General features: G+C 39.9%; 1 protein-coding gene. It reads right to left on the reverse strand.

Annotated elements, in window-relative coordinates:
* Positions 1-273 (reverse strand): AAA family ATPase (locus AAEY88_RS13620; RefSeq protein WP_350563249.1); only part of this gene is annotated, 273 nt, incomplete at both ends.

The following is a 273-nucleotide window of genomic DNA, read 5'->3' on the forward strand; positions in this document are numbered from 1 at the left end:
GGTCACGTATGATCGTATCTACTTCTTTACCAACATAACCAACTTCAGTAAATTTAGTCGCTTCTACTTTAATGAATGGTGCGTTAGCAAGTTTTGCTAAACGGCGGGCAATTTCTGTTTTACCTACGCCTGTTGGACCAATCATTAATATATTTTTTGGTGTTACTTCACTGCGTAAATCTTCATTTAATTGCATACGGCGCCAGCGATTACGAAGCGCAATAGCGACCGCTTTTTTAGCTTTAGCCTGACCTATAATGTGCTGATCTAGCT

The sequence above is a fragment of the Psychrobacter sp. CAL346-MNA-CIBAN-0220 genome (assembly GCF_040309805.1).
Classification (GTDB): Bacteria; Pseudomonadota; Gammaproteobacteria; order Pseudomonadales; family Moraxellaceae; genus Psychrobacter.